A 16,404-nucleotide genomic window follows, 5' to 3' on the forward strand; every position below is an offset into this window, starting at 1 on the left:
GATCCCCCAGGGGGAGGGTCGGCGAGGTTCTGGGGTCCGCGCTTCCCACCCCCGCTGACGAGGAGAGACCGTCGCATGTCCAAGCAGACCTATGTGCGCACCAAGCCGCATCTGAACATCGGCACCATGGGCCATGTCGACCACGGCAAGACCACGCTGACCGCCGCCATCACCAAGGTGCTGAGCGAGCGCGGCACCGGCGGCGCCTACGTACCGGCGGACCGCATCGACCGGGCGCCGGAGGAGGCCGCGCGCGGCATCACCATCAACATCGTGCATGTCGAGTACGAGACCGACACCCGCCACTACGCGCATGTCGACATGCCCGGCCACGCCGACTTCATCAAGAACATGGTGACCGGCGCCGCCCAGATCGACGGGGCGATCCTCGTCGTCTCCGCGCTCGACGGCGTGATGCCGCAGACCGCCGAGCATGTGCTGCTGGCCCGTCAGGTCGGCGTCGACCACATCGTGGTGGCCCTCAACAAGGCCGACGCGGGTGACCCCGAGCTGACCGACCTCGTCGAGCTGGAGGTGCGTGAACTGCTCTCCGCGCACGGCTATCCCGGCGACACCACGCCCGTCGTACGGGTCTCCGGGCTGCGGGCGCTGGAGGGCGACCCGCGGTGGACCGGGGCGATCGAGGCGCTGCTGGACGCCGTGGACATCTATGTGCCGACGCCCGTGCGCCACACCCAGGCCCCGTTCCTGCTACCGGTGGAGAACGTGCTGACCATCACCGGACGCGGCACCGTCGTCACCGGCGCCATCGAGCGCGGCACGGTCCGGGTCGGCGACCGGGTCGAGGTGCCCGGCACCGAAGTGGCCACGGTGGTCACCGGTGTGGAGACGTTCGGCAAGTCCATGGCGGCGGCCGAGGCGGGCGACAATGTCGCGCTGCTGCTGCGCGGGGTGGCGCGGGACGCGGTGCGCCGCGGCGATGTGGTGGCCGCGCCCGGCAGCCTCGCGCCGAGGCGGCGCTTCACCGCGCGGGTGTACGTGCTGTCGGCGGCCGAGGGCGGCCGGCGGACCCCGGTGACCACCGGCTACCGCCCGCAGTTCTACCTCCGCACGGCCGATGTGGTCGGCGCCGTGGACCTCGGGCCCCTCGCGGTGGCACGCCCCGGGGACACCGTCACCATGACGGTCGAGCTCGGCCGCGCCGTACCGCTGGAGCCGGGGCTCGGCTTCGCGATCCGCGAGGGCGGCCGGACGGTGGGCGCGGGCACGGTGACCACCGTGCTCGACCAGCCGTAACGACGACCGGTCCCGCTCGCCCGCCACCTCCGGCAGGAGGCGGGCGAGCGGGAGCCAAGGAGCCGGTGACGGCACGAAGCGCGAGCCCCGTGACGGCACAATGAGACGGTGAACGAGCCGATACCCGTAAGCCGCGCCGTGGACGGCGGCACCGCCAAGCTGATGCCGGACCTGGACCGCCCACACGCCTGGCTGCTCACGGTGGACGGCGCCCCGCAGTCGTATGTCGACCTCGACGATCCGGCCCATCTCGAATTCGAGTACGCGCGGCGGATCGCCCATGTCCTGGACGCGGCGGCCGACCCCGGCGCCCCGCTCGACGTTCTGCACCTGGGCGGCGGGGCGCTGATGCTGCCCCGCTATCTGGCCGCCACCCGCCCCGGCTCGCACCAAGTGGTGATCGAGGCCGACCGGGGGCTGCTGGAGCTGGTCACCGAGCATCTTCCGCTGCCGTCCGACGCGGGGATCACGGTGCGGCCGCAGGACGCCCGGACGGCGCTGGAGACCTCGTCCGAGGGGTCCGCCGATGTCATCGTGGCCGATGTCTTCGGCGGTTCCCGGGTGCCCGCGCATCTGACCTCCGTGGAGTACGCCCGCGCCGCGGCCCGGGCGCTGCGGCCGGGCGGGTGGTACGTGGCGAATCTGGCCGACGGGGCGCCGTTCGCCTTCCTCCGCTCCCAACTGGCCACCTATCGCACGGCGTTCGCGCATCTCGCCCTGATCGCGGAGCCGTCCGTGCTGCGCGGCCGCCGGTTCGGCAACGCCGTGCTGGTGGCCTCCCGGTCCGAACCGCCGGTCGCCGTGCTGGCCCGCCGCACGGCGGCCGACGCCTTCCCGGCCAGGGTCGAGTACGGGGCGGCGCTGGAGCGTTTCATGGGCGGCGCGGAGCCGGTACGGGACGCGGACGCCACACCGTCGCCCGAACCGCCGGACGGGGCGTTCAGCGTGGGCTGACCTGCTCCGGGGCGGTGCCCGTGGCGGCCGGTCCGCCCTCGGTGACGGGCGTGGTCCCGCGCCGGCGCAGCCGCCGTACGTCCGGGACCGCCAGCACCGCCAGCGTCAGCGCCAGGATCAGCGCCGAACAGCCCCACAGCGACGCCGACCGGCCGAACGTCTCCTCGGCCGGGCCCGCGAGCGCGGTGGCGACCGGCACCATGGCGACCGAGCCGAACCAGTCGTACGCCGAGACCCGCGACAGCTTGTCCTCGGGGATCTCCTGGTGCAGCGCGGTCATCCAGGACACCCCGAACACCTCGACCGAGACGCCGACCAGGAACATCACCACGACCAGTGCCGGAATCGCCACCGGGACGGCCAGCGCGGCGGATGGCAGGGCGAGCGGCAGGATGCTCAAGGAGCCCGCGAGCAGCAGCCGGTGTGGCCGCCAGCGCATCATCAGCAGACCGCCCAGGATGGTGCCCGCGCCGAACGCCGCGAGCGCGAACCCCCAGGGGCGCGCGCCACCCAGATGCTCCTCGGCGACCAGCGGGCCGAACACCGACTCGGCCGCCCCCACCACCGCGTTGACGACGGCGAACTGCACGATGATCGACCACAGCCAGGGCCGGGAGATGACCTCGTGCCAGCCCTCGCGCAGATCCCGCAGCATGCCGCCCCCGGGTTTTCGCCGGGCCACGGCGCTGACGTCGAGCAGGGCGCGCAGGGCGGCCGCGATCGCGAAGGCGGCGGAGTCGACGGCCAGCATCCAGCCGGGGCCGACCACCGCGATCAGCGCACCGCCGACCGCCGCCCCGCCGATCTGCGCACCGTTCATGCCCATCCGGAACAGCGCGAAGGCGCGGGCGGCCTGTTCGCCGGTGACGCTGGACAGCAGCATGCCCTCGGCGGCGGGGGAGAAGAACGCCTGCCCGGTGCCGCCGAGCGCGGAGAGCACGGCCATCTGCCACAGTCGCGCCTCGCCGGACAGGACGAGCACGGCGAAGAGAGCCTGCGAGGCGCAGTTGAGGCTGTTGGCGGCGACCATCACCCGGTGGCGGGGCAGCCGGTCCGCCAGCGCGCCGCCGATCAGCAGGAAGACGACCAGCGGAAGCGTGCGGGCCGCCGCCACGAGCCCGACGTCGCCGCCGTCACCACCCGCCTCCAGCACCGCGAACGCCGCCGCGATGAGGGCTCCGGCGTTTCCGAGGCCCGTCACCACGGCGGCGGTGGTCAGCAGTGTGTAGTTGCGGCCCGCCCACGCGGGGCGGCGCGGTCGGAGGCGCGGGGCCGGAGGAGTCGTCACATCGGGACTATCCCTGGGGGCGGGCCCCGGCGTCCAACCGTATTCCGGCCGCCGTCGGCGGGCGGTCAGACGGTGGTCAGGCGGTGGTCAGGAGACCTCCGACTTCACCGGCCGCAGCGAACTCATGATCTTCTTGATGGTGGAGTCCGGGACCTCTTCCTTGGTTCCCTTGACCGAGTAGAGGACCCACGTCGCGAAGTCACCGTTGGTGTCCGTGTAGGTCACCGTGACGGACTTGCCGTCGGTGGTGCACTTGTCGGTCTTCTTCACGCCGGTGACGGTGGCCGACGCGGTGTAGCCCTTGAGACCGTGGTCGCTGGTGAACTTCTTGGCCTCGGTGACCTTACGGGTCCCGGTCTGGTCCTGGTCGAAGGCGGCGAAGACCCAGTTCTCGGCCTCGATCTTGGCGGCCGACGCCTTGCTCTTGGCACCCTGCGCACCCTTGGAGCCCGCTCCGGCGGCGTGGCTCTTGTTGACGTAGCCGTCCTTGTCCTTGACCGAGCAGTAGTCCTTCTTGTACCTGGCCGGAGCGGACATGACAACGAGCGGCTTGCCCTTGTCGTCCTCGAAGCCCGTGCTCAGCCCCGGCGATTCGACCGTCCACTCCGGGGGGACGTCGAAGGCGTTGTGCCGCTTGGGGCTGACCACCGGCTTCCAGCCGGGTATGACCGCCTTGACGTCGGTGGCGTCACCGCCGGCGCGCGGGTTGTCCGCACCGCCGCCGGCCGGGTCCTCGGTCGTCGGTTCGTCGGAGGCCGGAACGGACGAGGGGGCGGTGGACGTCTTGTCCTTCCCCTTGGACTCGTCACCGCCGCCGCTGTCGTCCTTGCCCAGGACCAGCGCACCGGTGATGGCGGCGGCCGCGACGACCGCGATCGCCGCGACGATGGCGATGGTCGTCGTCCGCTTCTTGTTGTCGCGCGGCGGCTGCGGCGCGCCGGGCGGGCCGGACGGCGCGCCCCACTGCTGGCCGGTCGGCTGCGGCGGACCCTGCGGCGGGCCCTGCGGCGGACCCTGAGGTGGGCCGTAATCGGGCTGCTGCGGCTGGCCGTAGCCCGGCTGCTGCCCGTACCCCGGCTGCTGCGGCTGTCCCGGCTGGCCGGGCTGTCCCGGCTGCTGCTGGGGAGGCTGCTGATAGGGATTCGGCTGCTGGTATCCCGGCTGCTGATACGGGTTGGACTGGTCGTATCCCGGCTGCTGGTACCCCGGCTGCTGATAGGGGTTCTGACCTTGCGGGTTGTTCTGCTCGCCCCCGGGCGGCTGCTGTCCTGGCCACATGGCGAGTAACGATAGAGGGGGCCGACGACGGCTGCTACGGCTGCCCCGCGAACCGCCCTACGGCTGTCCCGCGAACCGCCCCTTCCACCGTTTGCTACTGGGTGGTAACTTCCGTGGCATGTCAGAAACCCAGCCTTCCGTCGGTGAGATGCTCGCCGCCACGGTTCCCATGGTGCGCACCCTGAACCTGGAGTTCCTCGAGGCGTCGCCCGAGCGCGCGGTGCTGCGCCTGCCGGACCAGCCCGACTTCCACAACCACGTCGGCGGCCCCCACGCGGGCGCGATGTTCACCCTGGCCGAGTCCGCGAGCGGCGCGATCGTGCTGGCGGCGTTCGGCGATCAGCTCGGCCGTGCCGTGCCGCTGGCCGTGCGCGCCGAGATCGGCTACAAGAAGCTCGCCAAGGGTCCCGTCACCGCGACCGCCACCCTCGGCCGGACCGCCGCCGAGGTGGTCGCCGAGCTGGACGCGGGAAAGCGCCCCGAATTCCCGGTGAACATCGCGATCACCCGGGAGGACGGCGCGGCCACGGGCGAGATGTCCATCGTATGGACGCTACGCCCTCAGTCCTGAGCGGTCATCCCTTCGCCGGAGTCGACGCGGGCGGGAGCACGACCTGGGGATGATGGCGACCGCGCGCCGATTGAGTAGTCTTCCCGGGGTGTGCCGCGCTCCCGTTCGGCGCACGCCGGGAAGCGATCGCCACATGGGGAGGAACCGGCGTTGCATATCGAGGAATGGCTTGAGACCGTACCCGCGGTCAGCGTGTATCTGCTGGTGGGTCTCGTCATCGGCCTGGAGAGCCTGGGAATCCCGCTTCCCGGTGAGATCGTCCTCGTCAGCGCGACGCTGCTGGCGGCCTCGCAGGACCACATCAACCCCTACGTCCTCGGCGCCAGCGCCATCGCGGGCGCGGTGATCGGCGACTCCATCGGCTATCTCATCGGCCGCAAGGGCGGACAGCCACTCCTCACCTGGCTGGGCCGTAAATTCCCGAAGCATTTCAGCGCCGAACATGTGGCGACCGCCGAGCGCTCCTTCCAGAAGTGGGGCATGTGGGCGGTCTTCGTCGGCCGCTTCATCGCGCTGCTGCGTATCTTCGCGGGCCCGCTCGCGGGTGTGCTTCAGATGCCGTACTGGAAGTTCCTCATCGCCAATGTGCTCGGCGGCATCATCTGGGCCGGTGGCACCACGGCGGTCATCTACTCCGTGGGCAAGGTCGCCGAGGACTGGCTCAAGCGCTTCTCCTGGCTCGGGCTCGTACTGGCCCTGCTCTTCGGGCTCGGCTCGATGCTCGTCATGAAGTGGCGCTCCAAGAAGGCCAAGCCCGCAACGGTCACGGCGGCCGACTCCGAGACGGCCGAGCCGCCGCAGCCGGTCCCGGCCGGCGACTAGGACGGCCCCGCCGGTCGAAGAGATCCGGCGACCAGAGCGGCCCCCGCCGGTCGAAGCGATCCGGCGACCAGGACGGCTGCCGCCGGTCGAAGCGATCGGACCGGCCAGGGCGAGGAACATGAACGGGACGACCAGGTGGGAGCAACGGTGCACGACGCCTTGATCATGGGAATCGGCGGCAAGGAGCCACAGATCGCCCCCGAGGCGTTCGTCGCCCCCACCTCGGTGGTGATCGGCGAGGTCGTGCTGGCCGCGGGATCGAGCCTCTGGTACCAGGCGGTGCTACGGGGCGACGGCGGCCCCATCGTCATCGGCGCCGACAGCAATATCCAGGACAACTGCACGGTGCACGTCGACCCCGGATTCCCCGTCTCGATCGGCGAGCGGGTCTCCGTCGGGCACAACGCGGTCGTGCACGGCTGCACGGTCGAGGACGATGTGCTGATCGGCATGGGGGCCACGGTCCTCAACGGCGCCCGGGTCGGTGCCGGATCGCTGGTCGCCGCCCAGGCCCTGGTGCTGCAGGGGATGGAGATACCCCCCGGCTCCCTGGTGGCCGGAGTGCCGGCGAAGGTCAAGCGCGCCCTCACCGACGAGGAACGGGAAGGCATCAAGCTCAACGCCCAGGTGTACGCGGACCGGGCGCAGCAGTACCGGGAAGCGCTCAGAGGCGGCGAATAGCTCGATGTGATCGGATGGTGGTCATGGACTGGGAAGCCTTCGCCGAGCACATGGCCACCATGGCGCGGGACCTGCTGGCGCAGGTATCCGTGGAGGCCACTCTCGAGCGGATCTCCGAGTACGCGGTGGACATCGTGGACGGCTGCGACGCGGCCGGCATTCTGATGCTCCACGGCAAGCGGGCCGAGTCCCTCGCCCCCACCGACGGTCTGGTGGTCCGCTCCGACCGGCTTCAGGAGCGGCTCGGCGAGGGGCCCTGCTACGACGCCGCCCGGCGGCTGGGCGGTGAGCGGGTCTTCCGGATCAGGGACTTCACCCAGCCCGAGGAGCGCTGGCCGGCCTTCGTCTGCCAGGCACGCGACCTCGGCATCGGCAGCATGATGGGATTCCTGCTCTACACCGAGCAGGAGGACCTCGGCGCCCTGAACCTCTACTCGGCGCGCCCCGCCGCCTTCACCAAGGCCAGCGAGACGGCCGGCTGGCTGCTCGCCTCGCACGCCGCGGTCGCCTTCTCCAGCGCCCGTACCGCAGACCAGCTCCAACGGGCGATCGAGACCCGGCACACCATCGGGGAGGCCATGGGCATCCTCATGGAACGGCTGAAGATCACCGAGGATGACGCCTTCGCGCTGATGCGGCGGGTGTCCCAGGAGCGGAACGTCAAGCTGCGCGACCTCGCCCGGCAGATCTGCGAGAGCGGCGGTATCGACGGCTGACGGGCGGTGCGACGGCTGACGCATCGGGACGGGCGGTATGCGGTATCGACGGCTGACGCATCGGCCGGAGCCGACGCATCAGCCGAACGGCTCTTCCGACCCGTGGTCTGGACCGGAGGGGCCTGGCCACCGAGTTCCCCCGGGGGTACGCCGACGGCTTGCGGGGCGGGTACCCGGCCCGCCGGGTGCGACACCCTCATCCGTCCACCCTCATCCGTCCACCCTCATCCGTCCTTGGACAGGACGTGCGGGGCGTGGGTCCTGACCGCCTCCATCAGCTCGCCCATCGACGGGTTCACCATGGGCCGGCCGGCCACCGTCACGGTCGGCACGGTCTCGTTCCCGTCCGCGACCGATCGGACGAACGCGGCCGCCTCCGGATCCCGCCAGATGTTCACCTCGGTGTGCCGCAGCTTGGCGAGGCGCAGCCGCGTACGCAGGTGCATGCAGAACGGGCACAGCGGCCGCCAGTACACCACCACTCCGTCTTGGTCCTCACGGTCCGCCATCACGAATCCCCTCGTCGAGCCGCCCGGTCGGGCGCCGCACCGAGCGTAGCCGTGTCCCGTACCCACTCCGAGGGGTCCGTACGGGGCGCCAGGTGGTGACGAGGGCCGCGGCCAGCAGCAGTTCGGCGACGTCGCCGCCGTAGTACATGATCTCCGCGCCGCCCTGGACCTCGGCGATCGGGGCGTGGACCTCGACCCAGAAGCCCCCGTACATCAGTTGGGCGATGGTGGCGTGGGCCGCGATGGCGAGGCCGAGGACCACCAGCCGGGCCGGCACACCGGGCCGGGCGGGGGCCGGGTCGGGACCGGCGATGACATACGCGAACAGCCAGCCGGAGAGCAGGAAATGGGCGTGCGTAAGCCAGTGCCACCCGGGTCGGCCCATGGCGGTGTCGTAGAGGGGGGTGAAGTACAGCAGCACCAGCCCGCCGGTGGTCAGCAGCAGGGCGGTGACGGGGTGGGCGAGCAGCCGCGCGGGGTGGGAGCGCAGCACGGCGGTCAGCCGTCGACCCCGGTGCGAGGGCAGGACGCGCAGCAGCAGGGTGACCGGGGCCGCGAGCACCAGCGCGAGGGGTGCGTACATCCCGAGCAGCAGATGCTGGGCCATATGGCCGCGGAAGTCCCGATGGGCGAACGGTGCGAGTGGGGGAAGCAGCGCCACGGCCATGAGAACGAGCCCGGCCGCGAAGCTCATCGATCGCGTGGGCGGCCAGCCCTGGGCGGGGTTGCGGCGACGGACGCGGCGGACGGCCAGTGCGTAGGCGGCGGCACACACCAGCAGGGCGAGGACCGGCAGCCATACGTCCAGGGGGCCGCCGCCCCCGCTACCCCCACCGCCCCCGCCGTGCGTATGGGCGGGGTGCGCCGTGCCGCCACCCATCACACGTGTCCGGTGGCGCGGGGCGCCTCGGGGTCGGGGGCCGCCCCGCCGCGTTGCAGCAGATGGCCACCGGCCACCAGAAGGGCGCCCAGGATCAGGAAACCGGCGTCCCACCACGGCTGCTCCGGGCCGGTGCGGACATGGTGGATGCCGAGGATCTGGTGATCCAGCACCCCCTCGACCAGGTTGAACAGGCCCCAGCCGACCAGGATCCAGCCCCATAGGACGCGCGAGCCCCACACCCGGCGGCGGTCGTGGGTGACCCGGGCGTAGAGCAGGGCCAGCCCCAGCAGGACCGCGATCCAGCACACGGCGTGGAAGATCCCGTCCCACACGGTGTTCATCTCCAGCCCGGAGACGGTGTGCGGGTTGTAGTACCTGACCCCGATGCGGTCGTGATTGGTGCTGCTGAGCATGTGATGCCACTGAAGCAGTTGGTGCAGCAGGATCCCGTCGAGGAATCCGCCGAGCCCCACGCCCAGCACGATCCCCGGCAGCCGGATGGTGTGCGGTGTGGGCAGACCGGCCCGGGTTTCGTCCGCCGTGGTGGCCATCACCGCTCTCCGTCCTGACGACAGTCCTGACGACGGTCCTGACGGCAGGGTGTTCCCGCGCGCCCGTCGCCACCACGGCTTCCCGGCCGGACGCGCTTCGTCACCGGTCCGCGCCGTCTTTCCGCCATACGCCGAGCCGGGGCGGGGTGGGGCGAGCCCGGATGGGGGCGGGCGGCGTGGGCTCAGTGGGGCCGGGGTGGGGCGGGGTGGCGTGGCGTGGGCTTGGCCGAGCCGAGCGGGAGCGGGCCGAGCCGAGTCGAGCCGGGCTGGGGCGGGGTGGCGTGGGCTCAGCGGGGCCGGGGCGGGGCGGAACGGTGCAGGCTCAGCCGAGCCGGAGCGGGGTGGGCTCAGCCGGGCTGAGCCAGTTCAAGGTGAAGCCGGGGCGGGTCGTCCGTCAGGCGGCGGTGACGGTGAACAGCCCGCCGTCCGGGTCGCGCAGGATCGCCTGACGGCCCGTGGGGGAGGCGGTCGGCGCGAGGGCGACGGTGCCTCCGGCGGCGCGGGCCGCCGCCACCGCGGCCGTCACATCGGGGACGCGGAAGTGGACGTACCAGCGCGGCCGGACCTCCGGGTCGGGGGCCTGCTCGACGGCGCCGCCGTGGACCACAGCCAGCTTGCGCCCCGCCTCGCGCACGATCACCTCGTCGTTCTCGTACTCGATCGAGCAGTCGCCCGCGGGGGACGCCCAGCCGAAGACCTCGCCGTAGAAGAGGGCGGCCGCGAACGCGTCACGGGTGCGCAGCTCCAGCCAGGGCGGGGCGCCGTCCGGGCCCGAAGGCCAGCCGGGCAGCGCCTCGCCCGCCCAGAAGCCGAAGACGGCGCCGTCGCGGTCGGCGGCCAGCGCGGCGCGGCGGCCCGGGCCGAAGGGGAGCGGGCCGACACCGACGGTGCCGCCCCGCTCATGGATCCGTGCCGCGGTGGCGTCCGCGTCCGCCACGGCGAAGAACGGCGTCCAGGCGGCCGCGCTCCTGAGGCTGCTCGCGAGTGCTCGGACCCCGGCCACCGGAGCGCCGCCGAACAGCGCCGTACGGAACTCCTCACCCCGCCCGGTGGGACGCCAGGTCCATCCGAGCACCGCGGTGTAGAACTCCTGCGCCGCCTGGAGGCTGGGGGCGGCGAGACTCACCCAGCAGGGGAATCCCGGCCGTGCGTGGCCGATCGGCTGCATGGGCACCACTCCTCACACTCCGCCCCGACACCACCGCGGGGACTGGAGCGGTGTACCCCGACGGCGGGGTGCTATGCCCTCTCCACGGCCGAGGAAGCGGCCGAGGCGCGGGGCGCGGGGCCAGGCGTCCGGGGTGATGTCATGCCAGATGTTCCGGGCCCGGATCAGCAGGGTGCCCAGGACAGCGGTCCGTGGTCCGCAGTCCGCGGTCCGCAGTCCGCGGCCCGCTCAGCCCGTGGCCAGCAGCAGCGTCCCGACCAGGGCGAGTCCGGCGCCCGTCGCCTGGACCACGCGCAGCCGCTCGCCGAGCAGTCCGCGGGCGGCGAGTGCGGTCACCACGGGGTAGAGGGAGGCGAGCACCGCGGCGACGGTGACCGGGCCATGGTGGGCGGCGAGGTTGTACATGCCGTTCGCGGCCACGTCGGCGAGGCCCACGAAGGCGAGCGCGGGCAGCGACGCCCACACCACGCCCATCCCGCCCTCGGGCAGCCCGGGGTTTCCGCGCCGTACGGAGAACAGGAGCGCGGTGCCGCCGACCGCCACATTGCACACCCGCTGGACGAACAGCGCGAGGAAGAGCCCGGTCAGCGTGGACGATGCTTCGGCGATCAGTGCCATCACCGAGCCGAAGCCCAGTGCGGCGACCAGGGTGAGCAGCAGCGTCTGCCGCTGGACGGGCGCACCGCCGGTCTGCGGACCGCTCGCCAGGACCACGCCCGCGACCGCCACCACGACCCCCGAGACCTGGAGCAGCCCGGGCCGCTCGCCGAGCACCAGCGCGACGCCGAGGGGCACGATGACCCCGCCGAGCGCGCCGAGCGGGGAGACGACGCCCATCGGGCCGAGCGCGAGGGCCCGGTAGAAGGACAGCATCGCGGCCGGGCCGACCACACCGGCCGCCGCCGCGAACCACAACTGCGGGCCCGCCTCGGACCAGCCGCCGGTGGCCACCACGATGGCGCCGAGGACGGTCACCGCGATGATCTGGGAGGCGACGACCACGGTGAGCGCGGGTGTGCGCCGGGTGAGCAGCCCTCCGCCGAAGTCGGCCAGCCCCCAGAGCAGGCTGGTGGCAAGAGCGAAGAGCGCGGACATGGTGAAACCTCGCCGTACAGTGTGGTGGACGTGGGAGTACAGCCCACAGTAGTTCACTGCACTCGACTACGCCATTCACTATTTTGGACGGACCGGATCGTGACGGACCTCGATCAGCTCACGCAGTCGCTCGCCCGCAACCTCAAGCGGTGGCGCAACGAACGCGGCTTCACCCTCGATGCCCTCGCGGCCCGCGCCGGGGTCAGCCGGGGCATGATCATCCAGATCGAGCAGGCCCGGACGAATCCGAGCGTGGGCACCACGGTCAAGCTCGCGGACGCGCTCGGCGTGAGCATCACCACCCTGCTCGACTACGAGCACGGGCCGCGGGTGACCTTCGTCCCGCCCGAGCAGGCGGTGCGGATGTGGTCCACCGAAGCGGGCAGCTACACCGCCCTGCTCGTCGGCACCGAGGCGGGCGGTCCGCTGGAGATGTGGGGATGGCGGCTGATGCCCGGCGACGAGAGCGCCTCCGATCCGCATCCGTCCGGCACGGTCGAGCTGATCCATGTGACGGCGGGCGAGCTCACCCTGGTGCTCGGCGGCGAGGCGCACACCGTCCCGGCCGGCACCTCCGCGGCGTTCGAGGCGAACACCCCGCACACCTACCGCAACGAGGGTGCGGCGCCGGTGGAGATGACCATGGCCGTGTCGGTACCGCCCGCCCGCTGACGCCATCCGGCCCTTCGTACCCGGCCCGGCCTGCTAGTTTGACGGCATGAGTACGCCGATGGATGCCTTCGACGAGGTCCGGCCCGCCGTCGAGTGCCTGGACCTGCTGACCGCCCCCGTCGCCGAGGCGCTGCGCGACTGGCGTGGCTCGGAGCCGGTGGAGCAGGTGCTGTTCGTGGACACGGACCCGGACAAGGCCGACACCGCCACGCTCGTCGAGAACTACGGCCCCTGGCTGCTGGAGCAGTCCGCCAACTGCGTCGTCGTCGCGGGCAAGCGCGGCGGTGAGACCACCCTCGCCGCCTGTCTGGTCCTGGCCCACACCCGCGCGGACGTCAATGGCGTCGTACGCCGCCATCTCGGCGCACGCAAGGCGTCGTTCGCCCCGATGGACACGGCGACGGGCGAAAGCGGCATGGAGTTCGGCGGCATCACCCCGATCGGCCTGCCCGCCACCTGGCCGCTCCTCGTGGACTCCGCCGTCGCCGACATCCCCTACGCGCTCATCGGCAGCGGCAGCCGACGCGGCAAACTCATCGTCCCGGGCAAGCTGCTGGGCGCCCTGCCGGGCGCGGTGGTCCTGGAGGGCCTGGGCGCCCCTGGCGCCGTCGGCGCCTGAACCCGCCCATGCTGCGACGCCCGGCGTAGCTCACTTGCCCGCGGGACGGTCATGCGGGCGCTGTTTGCGTGGGTCAGGACGCTAACCCTGACCGCTTCGCCATGGCCAGGAGGTCCCGTCGGCTGCGCTGGTGCATGGTCCACAGAACGCGCAGCACCTCCCGCGCCATCGGGTGGATCTCCGCCATCTGCGGGGCGACGCGGAAGGCTTGCTTCAGCGCCTCCTCCGCGCCGACGAGATCCTTCGTCGCGAGACGAGCGCGGGCGGCGTCGATGGCCAGTCGGCCGATGCGCGACGGTTTGAGACCCGAGGGAGGCGTCGTCAGCAGCGGTGTCGCGACCTCCGCCGCCTTGTCCGGCTGGCCGAGTTCGATGCGGGCGGCCAACTCGTACAGCGCTGTGTTGCCGGGGCCGAACGTCAGATTGTGCTGAAGGACGTCAGGGCCGGTGATCCGCTCGGCGAGTGCCGTTGCCCGACGGACATGGTCCGCGGTGGCCGCCTTGTCCTCATGTCTGGAGGCCAGGACGACGCCGCGCAGATGCAGCGAGCCCAGATGGACGACCCGCTCCAGGTCGTCACCCGGAGCCATCTCGTAGCGAACGATGGCACGTTCAATGATCGCCAACCCGTCGGAGTACTCACCGGCCGACTGGTACGTCCCCGCTTCATTCCACGCCGCTGCCGCTTCGGCCGACGGGTTCCACGTCTGATGAGCCGCCCACTGCTGACGGCTGACGATCATGTCCGCCAGGTCAGGCTGGCGAAACCGATGGGCGCAGGCGTACGCGCAGCTATAGACGTCAGCAACTTGCCCCCACGCCGTGGCGTCGCCGTCGCTCTCCATGGCCGTCGCGGTGACCTGGCCGAGCAGCCTCGGGAGGAGCTGGAGCAACTCCAGGTAGTTCGTGTCCGCCCGAAGCCGGGCGGCTCGCTGGAGCGAGGCAGCGAGTTCACTGGGTGGCGGAACGTCCTCGCGCGGCAAGGTGTGGCGGCGGACGACGGTGCGAAGAGCGTCCATCAGTTCGTGTTGCTGCGATGGATCGCTGAACGGATCGCCGTAGACCCTGGCCGTTGTGACGCGCAGCGCGGAGGCAGCGGAGGCGACGAGGGGCGGAGTCGCCGGGCGCAACCCTGTCTCGATCTTGCTCAGATACGACAGGGAGATGCCCATCTGTCGGGCCAGGCTCGCTTGACTCGTCCCGCGGACTTTCCGGAGTACCGCGATGTTCTCACCGGCTGACGGCGCGCTGTGCATAGGTTCACTGTCGCACGCCAATTCGTCTGCGTCCTTACTCCGAACCGCTTCTGACGGTCTGTTGTGCAAGCTTTGTGTCAACTGATCACGGGCCACCCGTAGTTATCTGGTCACACAGGGGAAACAAGTGACCGGGAGCCGCGATGACCACTCACGACGAGCCAAGGACCCTCGTATTCATCTACGACCGGGAGGAGACGACGCAGACGGATCGGCTGAACACGCGCATTGCCCTCTGCCGAGCCTTCGCCGCCCAGATGAATTGGGAGGTGGTCGGCCAGTGGGTTGATCGCGGAGATGCTGCCGTATCCGAACGTCGCCCGTTCTGGCAAGGCATGATCGCCGCGATGCGCCATGAAGGCCGGGGTCGGCGCTTCGTATGTCTCGTGGCGAGCTGGGAGCGCATCGCCTACGACCCGGTCACCAGTGACAGGCTGCGGCAGCTCGTGAGCAACATCGACGGGGTGTGCGTAGCGGTCAACGACGCGGCCTGCGAGGTGCAGCCCGGGTTGGAACCTGCGGCCATCCGTGGCGTCGACGCGAACGGCAAGCCCCGTACCTGACTGGTTTCCTCGTCCCTCATCCACCGAGGCCCCTGCCTGTCGTGGTGCTGGAACGCCAGGGCAGGCAGGAAGTGGTCCGGGAGCGCCTTGGTCGGCTCCGTCCCGGGCCGTGGCCCCCGCTCCGATGTCCGTTGTGCGGCGAGTGGAGGAGTGGGGGCCGCACACAGCCTCGCCCCAGTCGCGTGCTTGGAGGCCAGTGACCAGGGCGGGGACAGCGCACCACGCACAGAGAAGAGGCACGCGCATGAATCACGGTACGGCTCTGCTGTCCGCCGAGGACCGAGCGGCCGTCGTCGACACGGTCATGACCAACAACCCCGATATGCCGCCGACTCTCGCCGGTCGCATCGTCGACGAGGCCACGAAATTTGTGATCGCCGCGTCGTGCTCGTCGGAGCAGAGCCTCACCCCGTCCAGAATCGTGGATGAGGGCTGGCATGCCCTCATTCTGCACACGCACCTGTATATGGGTCTGTGTGACCGACGGGGCGATTACGTTCACCACTCGCCCGGGTACGACCCGAAGAATTACGATCCGGAGGTCCTGGACCGAACGAAGCTACGGATCTCCGAACTCGGATTCTCGATCGACGGCGATCTATGGGGGGCGCCGGACTCGGATGTGGCCACCGTGGCGGCAAAGTGTCAGCACGGGAAGGACGACGGCCCGATCATCGTCCAGCCGAAGCCCAAGCCCACCGACTGACGCGTAGGCTGCGGGCCACCGGAAGGGAGGACGAGTATGGCGCGCATGGAATGGATCGACCCGCGGTACGCGGATCTGGTCGCGGCCATGAGGAAGGCTCAGGTGGAGAACTCCAGGCAGGCCCCGTCTGACAACTGGCCGATCCGAGGGTTCATCATCCCCGACGCCAACCGCAGACCGCCTCGCTGACGTCACAGCCTCATCGTGGCGCCGTCCGTGGGCTTCCCCATGGCGCCGGGCGGGGCTTGTTGATGTCCGCGTCGGCCGTAGCGCAGGTTCCTGACGGTTGCCGCTGCGATGGGGGAGCGGTCAAAGTTCGGCGATGGCGCTCAGCCGAGCCGGGGGATTTCGATGGCCGGGCAGCGGTCCATCACCATGGCGAGCCCGGCGGCGCGGGTGCGCTCGTACGCGGCCTCGTCGATGACGTCGAGCTGGAACCAGACGGCCTTGGCGCCGATGGCCACGGCCTCGTCGGCGACCGGGCCGGCCAGCTCGCTGTTGACGAAGACATCGACCACGTCGATCGGGAAGGGGATCTCGGCGAGCGAGGCGTACCCCCGCTCGCCGTGTACCGTCTCGGCCTTCGGGTGCACGGGCACGATCCGCTTGCCGAAGCGCTGGAGGACGTCGGCGACGCCGTAGGCGGCACGCCGCTCGTTCGTCGACAGGCCCACGACGGCCCAGGTGTCGCCCAGCTCGGTGAGGATCTTGCGCACCGTCGACGGGTCGCCATACATGCTTGCCTCCTGCGGGCGGGAGAGAGGACCTGTTTTCAGCTCAACAGGCAGCACATTGGTCTGCGCGCCAGCCCCTGAC

20 protein-coding genes are annotated in these 16,404 nt (G+C 71.2%); 11 read left to right on the forward strand and 9 right to left on the reverse strand.

The features are described 5' to 3' along the window. Positions 1-75 precede the first annotated feature (75 nt). Both tuf and KN815_RS08775 read left to right on the forward strand, forming a co-directional pair. Positions 76-1,257 (forward strand): elongation factor Tu, encoded by a 1,182-nt coding sequence (tuf, locus tag KN815_RS08770; protein ID WP_216341184.1) that lies wholly within the window; start codon positions 76-78, stop codon positions 1,255-1,257. Between the two features lie 108 nt (positions 1,258-1,365). Then, on the forward strand, positions 1,366-2,211 hold the full coding sequence (locus tag KN815_RS08775; RefSeq protein ID WP_216341185.1) for a spermidine synthase: 846 nt from the start codon (positions 1,366-1,368) through the stop codon (positions 2,209-2,211). Here the strand turns inward: KN815_RS08775 and KN815_RS08780 are convergent. Both KN815_RS08780 and KN815_RS08785 read right to left on the reverse strand, forming a co-directional pair. Beyond that, complete coding sequence (locus KN815_RS08780) at positions 2,198-3,499, reverse strand: MFS transporter (RefSeq protein WP_216341186.1); 1,302 nt, start codon at positions 3,497-3,499, stop codon at positions 2,198-2,200. The genes KN815_RS08775 and KN815_RS08780 overlap by 14 nt on opposite strands. 87 nt (positions 3,500-3,586) lie before the next feature. Next, positions 3,587-4,777, reverse strand: coding sequence for a DUF8017 domain-containing protein (locus KN815_RS08785; protein ID WP_216341187.1), 1,191 nt, complete (start codon positions 4,775-4,777; stop codon positions 3,587-3,589). Between the two features lie 118 nt (positions 4,778-4,895). Here KN815_RS08785 and KN815_RS08790 point away from each other — a divergent pair, with 118 nt between their 5' ends. The 4 genes from KN815_RS08790 (at position 4,896) to KN815_RS08805 (ending at position 7,567) form a co-directional block, all read left to right on the forward strand. Continuing rightward, positions 4,896-5,348, forward strand: coding sequence for a DUF4442 domain-containing protein (locus tag KN815_RS08790; protein ID WP_216341188.1), 453 nt, complete (start codon positions 4,896-4,898; stop codon positions 5,346-5,348). Positions 5,349-5,498: 150 nt separating this feature from the next. Next, the gene (locus KN815_RS08795) at positions 5,499-6,170 is read left to right on the forward strand and encodes a DedA family protein (protein ID WP_216341189.1); all 672 of its coding nucleotides are present in this window, start codon (positions 5,499-5,501) and stop codon (positions 6,168-6,170) included. A 165-nt stretch (positions 6,171-6,335) separates the two neighbouring features. Then, a complete protein-coding gene (locus KN815_RS08800) occupies positions 6,336-6,851 on the forward strand; it encodes a gamma carbonic anhydrase family protein (RefSeq protein ID WP_216341204.1) in 516 nt (171 codons plus the stop codon). 23 nt (positions 6,852-6,874) lie between these two features. Next, positions 6,875-7,567 carry a GAF and ANTAR domain-containing protein gene (locus KN815_RS08805; RefSeq protein ID WP_216341190.1) on the forward strand — a complete coding sequence of 231 codons (693 nt, stop codon included), beginning with the start codon at positions 6,875-6,877 and terminating at the stop codon, positions 7,565-7,567. A gap of 224 nt (positions 7,568-7,791) precedes the next feature. Here the strand turns inward: KN815_RS08805 and KN815_RS08810 are convergent, their stop codons facing one another. From KN815_RS08810 to KN815_RS08830, 5 genes are all read right to left on the reverse strand, one after another. After that, on the reverse strand, positions 7,792-8,076 hold the full coding sequence (locus KN815_RS08810; protein ID WP_216341191.1) for a glutaredoxin domain-containing protein: 285 nt from the start codon (positions 8,074-8,076) through the stop codon (positions 7,792-7,794). Beyond that, positions 8,063-8,956 (reverse strand): cytochrome c oxidase assembly protein, encoded by an 894-nt coding sequence (locus KN815_RS08815; RefSeq protein ID WP_216341192.1) that lies wholly within the window; start codon positions 8,954-8,956, stop codon positions 8,063-8,065. Before KN815_RS08815 ends, KN815_RS08810 begins: the two co-directional genes overlap by 14 nt. Further along, positions 8,956-9,510 carry a DUF2243 domain-containing protein gene (locus KN815_RS08820; protein WP_216341193.1) on the reverse strand — a complete coding sequence of 185 codons (555 nt, stop codon included), beginning with the start codon at positions 9,508-9,510 and terminating at the stop codon, positions 8,956-8,958. Before KN815_RS08820 ends, KN815_RS08815 begins: the two co-directional genes overlap by 1 nt. Positions 9,511-9,904: 394 nt before the next feature. Continuing rightward, entirely contained in the window at positions 9,905-10,678 is a 774-nt protein-coding gene (locus tag KN815_RS08825) for a VOC family protein (RefSeq protein WP_216341194.1), read from the reverse strand. Positions 10,679-10,906: 228 nt separating this feature from the next. Further along, entirely contained in the window at positions 10,907-11,773 is an 867-nt protein-coding gene (locus KN815_RS08830) for an EamA family transporter (RefSeq protein ID WP_216341195.1), read from the reverse strand. A gap of 99 nt (positions 11,774-11,872) precedes the next feature. On the opposite strand from KN815_RS08830, the gene KN815_RS08835 reads away from it, so the two are divergent. Further along, entirely contained in the window at positions 11,873-12,445 is a 573-nt protein-coding gene (locus KN815_RS08835; RefSeq protein ID WP_216341196.1) for a helix-turn-helix domain-containing protein, read from the forward strand. Between the two features lie 46 nt (positions 12,446-12,491). Further along, positions 12,492-13,064, forward strand: a complete 573-nt coding sequence (locus KN815_RS08840) for a YbaK/EbsC family protein (protein ID WP_216341197.1) — start codon at positions 12,492-12,494, stop codon at positions 13,062-13,064. A 73-nt stretch (positions 13,065-13,137) separates the two neighbouring features. Here KN815_RS08840 and KN815_RS08845 read toward each other — a convergent pair whose 3' ends face one another. Further along, on the reverse strand, positions 13,138-14,319 hold the full coding sequence (locus tag KN815_RS08845) for a helix-turn-helix domain-containing protein (RefSeq protein WP_216341198.1): 1,182 nt from the start codon (positions 14,317-14,319) through the stop codon (positions 13,138-13,140). A 143-nt stretch (positions 14,320-14,462) separates the two neighbouring features. Between KN815_RS08845 and KN815_RS08850 the strand changes: the two genes are divergently transcribed. The 3 genes from KN815_RS08850 (at position 14,463) to KN815_RS08860 (ending at position 15,777) form a co-directional block, all read left to right on the forward strand. Next, positions 14,463-14,882: a recombinase family protein gene (locus KN815_RS08850; RefSeq protein ID WP_216341199.1), complete on the forward strand. Its 420-nt coding sequence runs from the start codon at positions 14,463-14,465 to the stop codon at positions 14,880-14,882. Between the two features lie 244 nt (positions 14,883-15,126). Continuing rightward, positions 15,127-15,588, forward strand: coding sequence for a glycine-rich domain-containing protein (locus KN815_RS08855; RefSeq protein ID WP_216341200.1), 462 nt, complete (start codon positions 15,127-15,129; stop codon positions 15,586-15,588). Between the two features lie 36 nt (positions 15,589-15,624). Next, entirely contained in the window at positions 15,625-15,777 is a 153-nt protein-coding gene (locus KN815_RS08860) for a hypothetical protein (RefSeq protein WP_216341201.1), read from the forward strand. A gap of 140 nt (positions 15,778-15,917) precedes the next feature. Here KN815_RS08860 and KN815_RS08865 read toward each other — a convergent pair whose 3' ends face one another. After that, positions 15,918-16,325 (reverse strand): CoA-binding protein, encoded by a 408-nt coding sequence (locus KN815_RS08865; protein ID WP_216341205.1) that lies wholly within the window; start codon positions 16,323-16,325, stop codon positions 15,918-15,920. Positions 16,326-16,404 lie beyond the last annotated feature (79 nt).

This window comes from Streptomyces niphimycinicus (genome assembly GCF_018883605.1).
GTDB classification, from domain to species: domain Bacteria; phylum Actinomycetota; class Actinomycetes; order Streptomycetales; family Streptomycetaceae; genus Streptomyces; species Streptomyces niphimycinicus.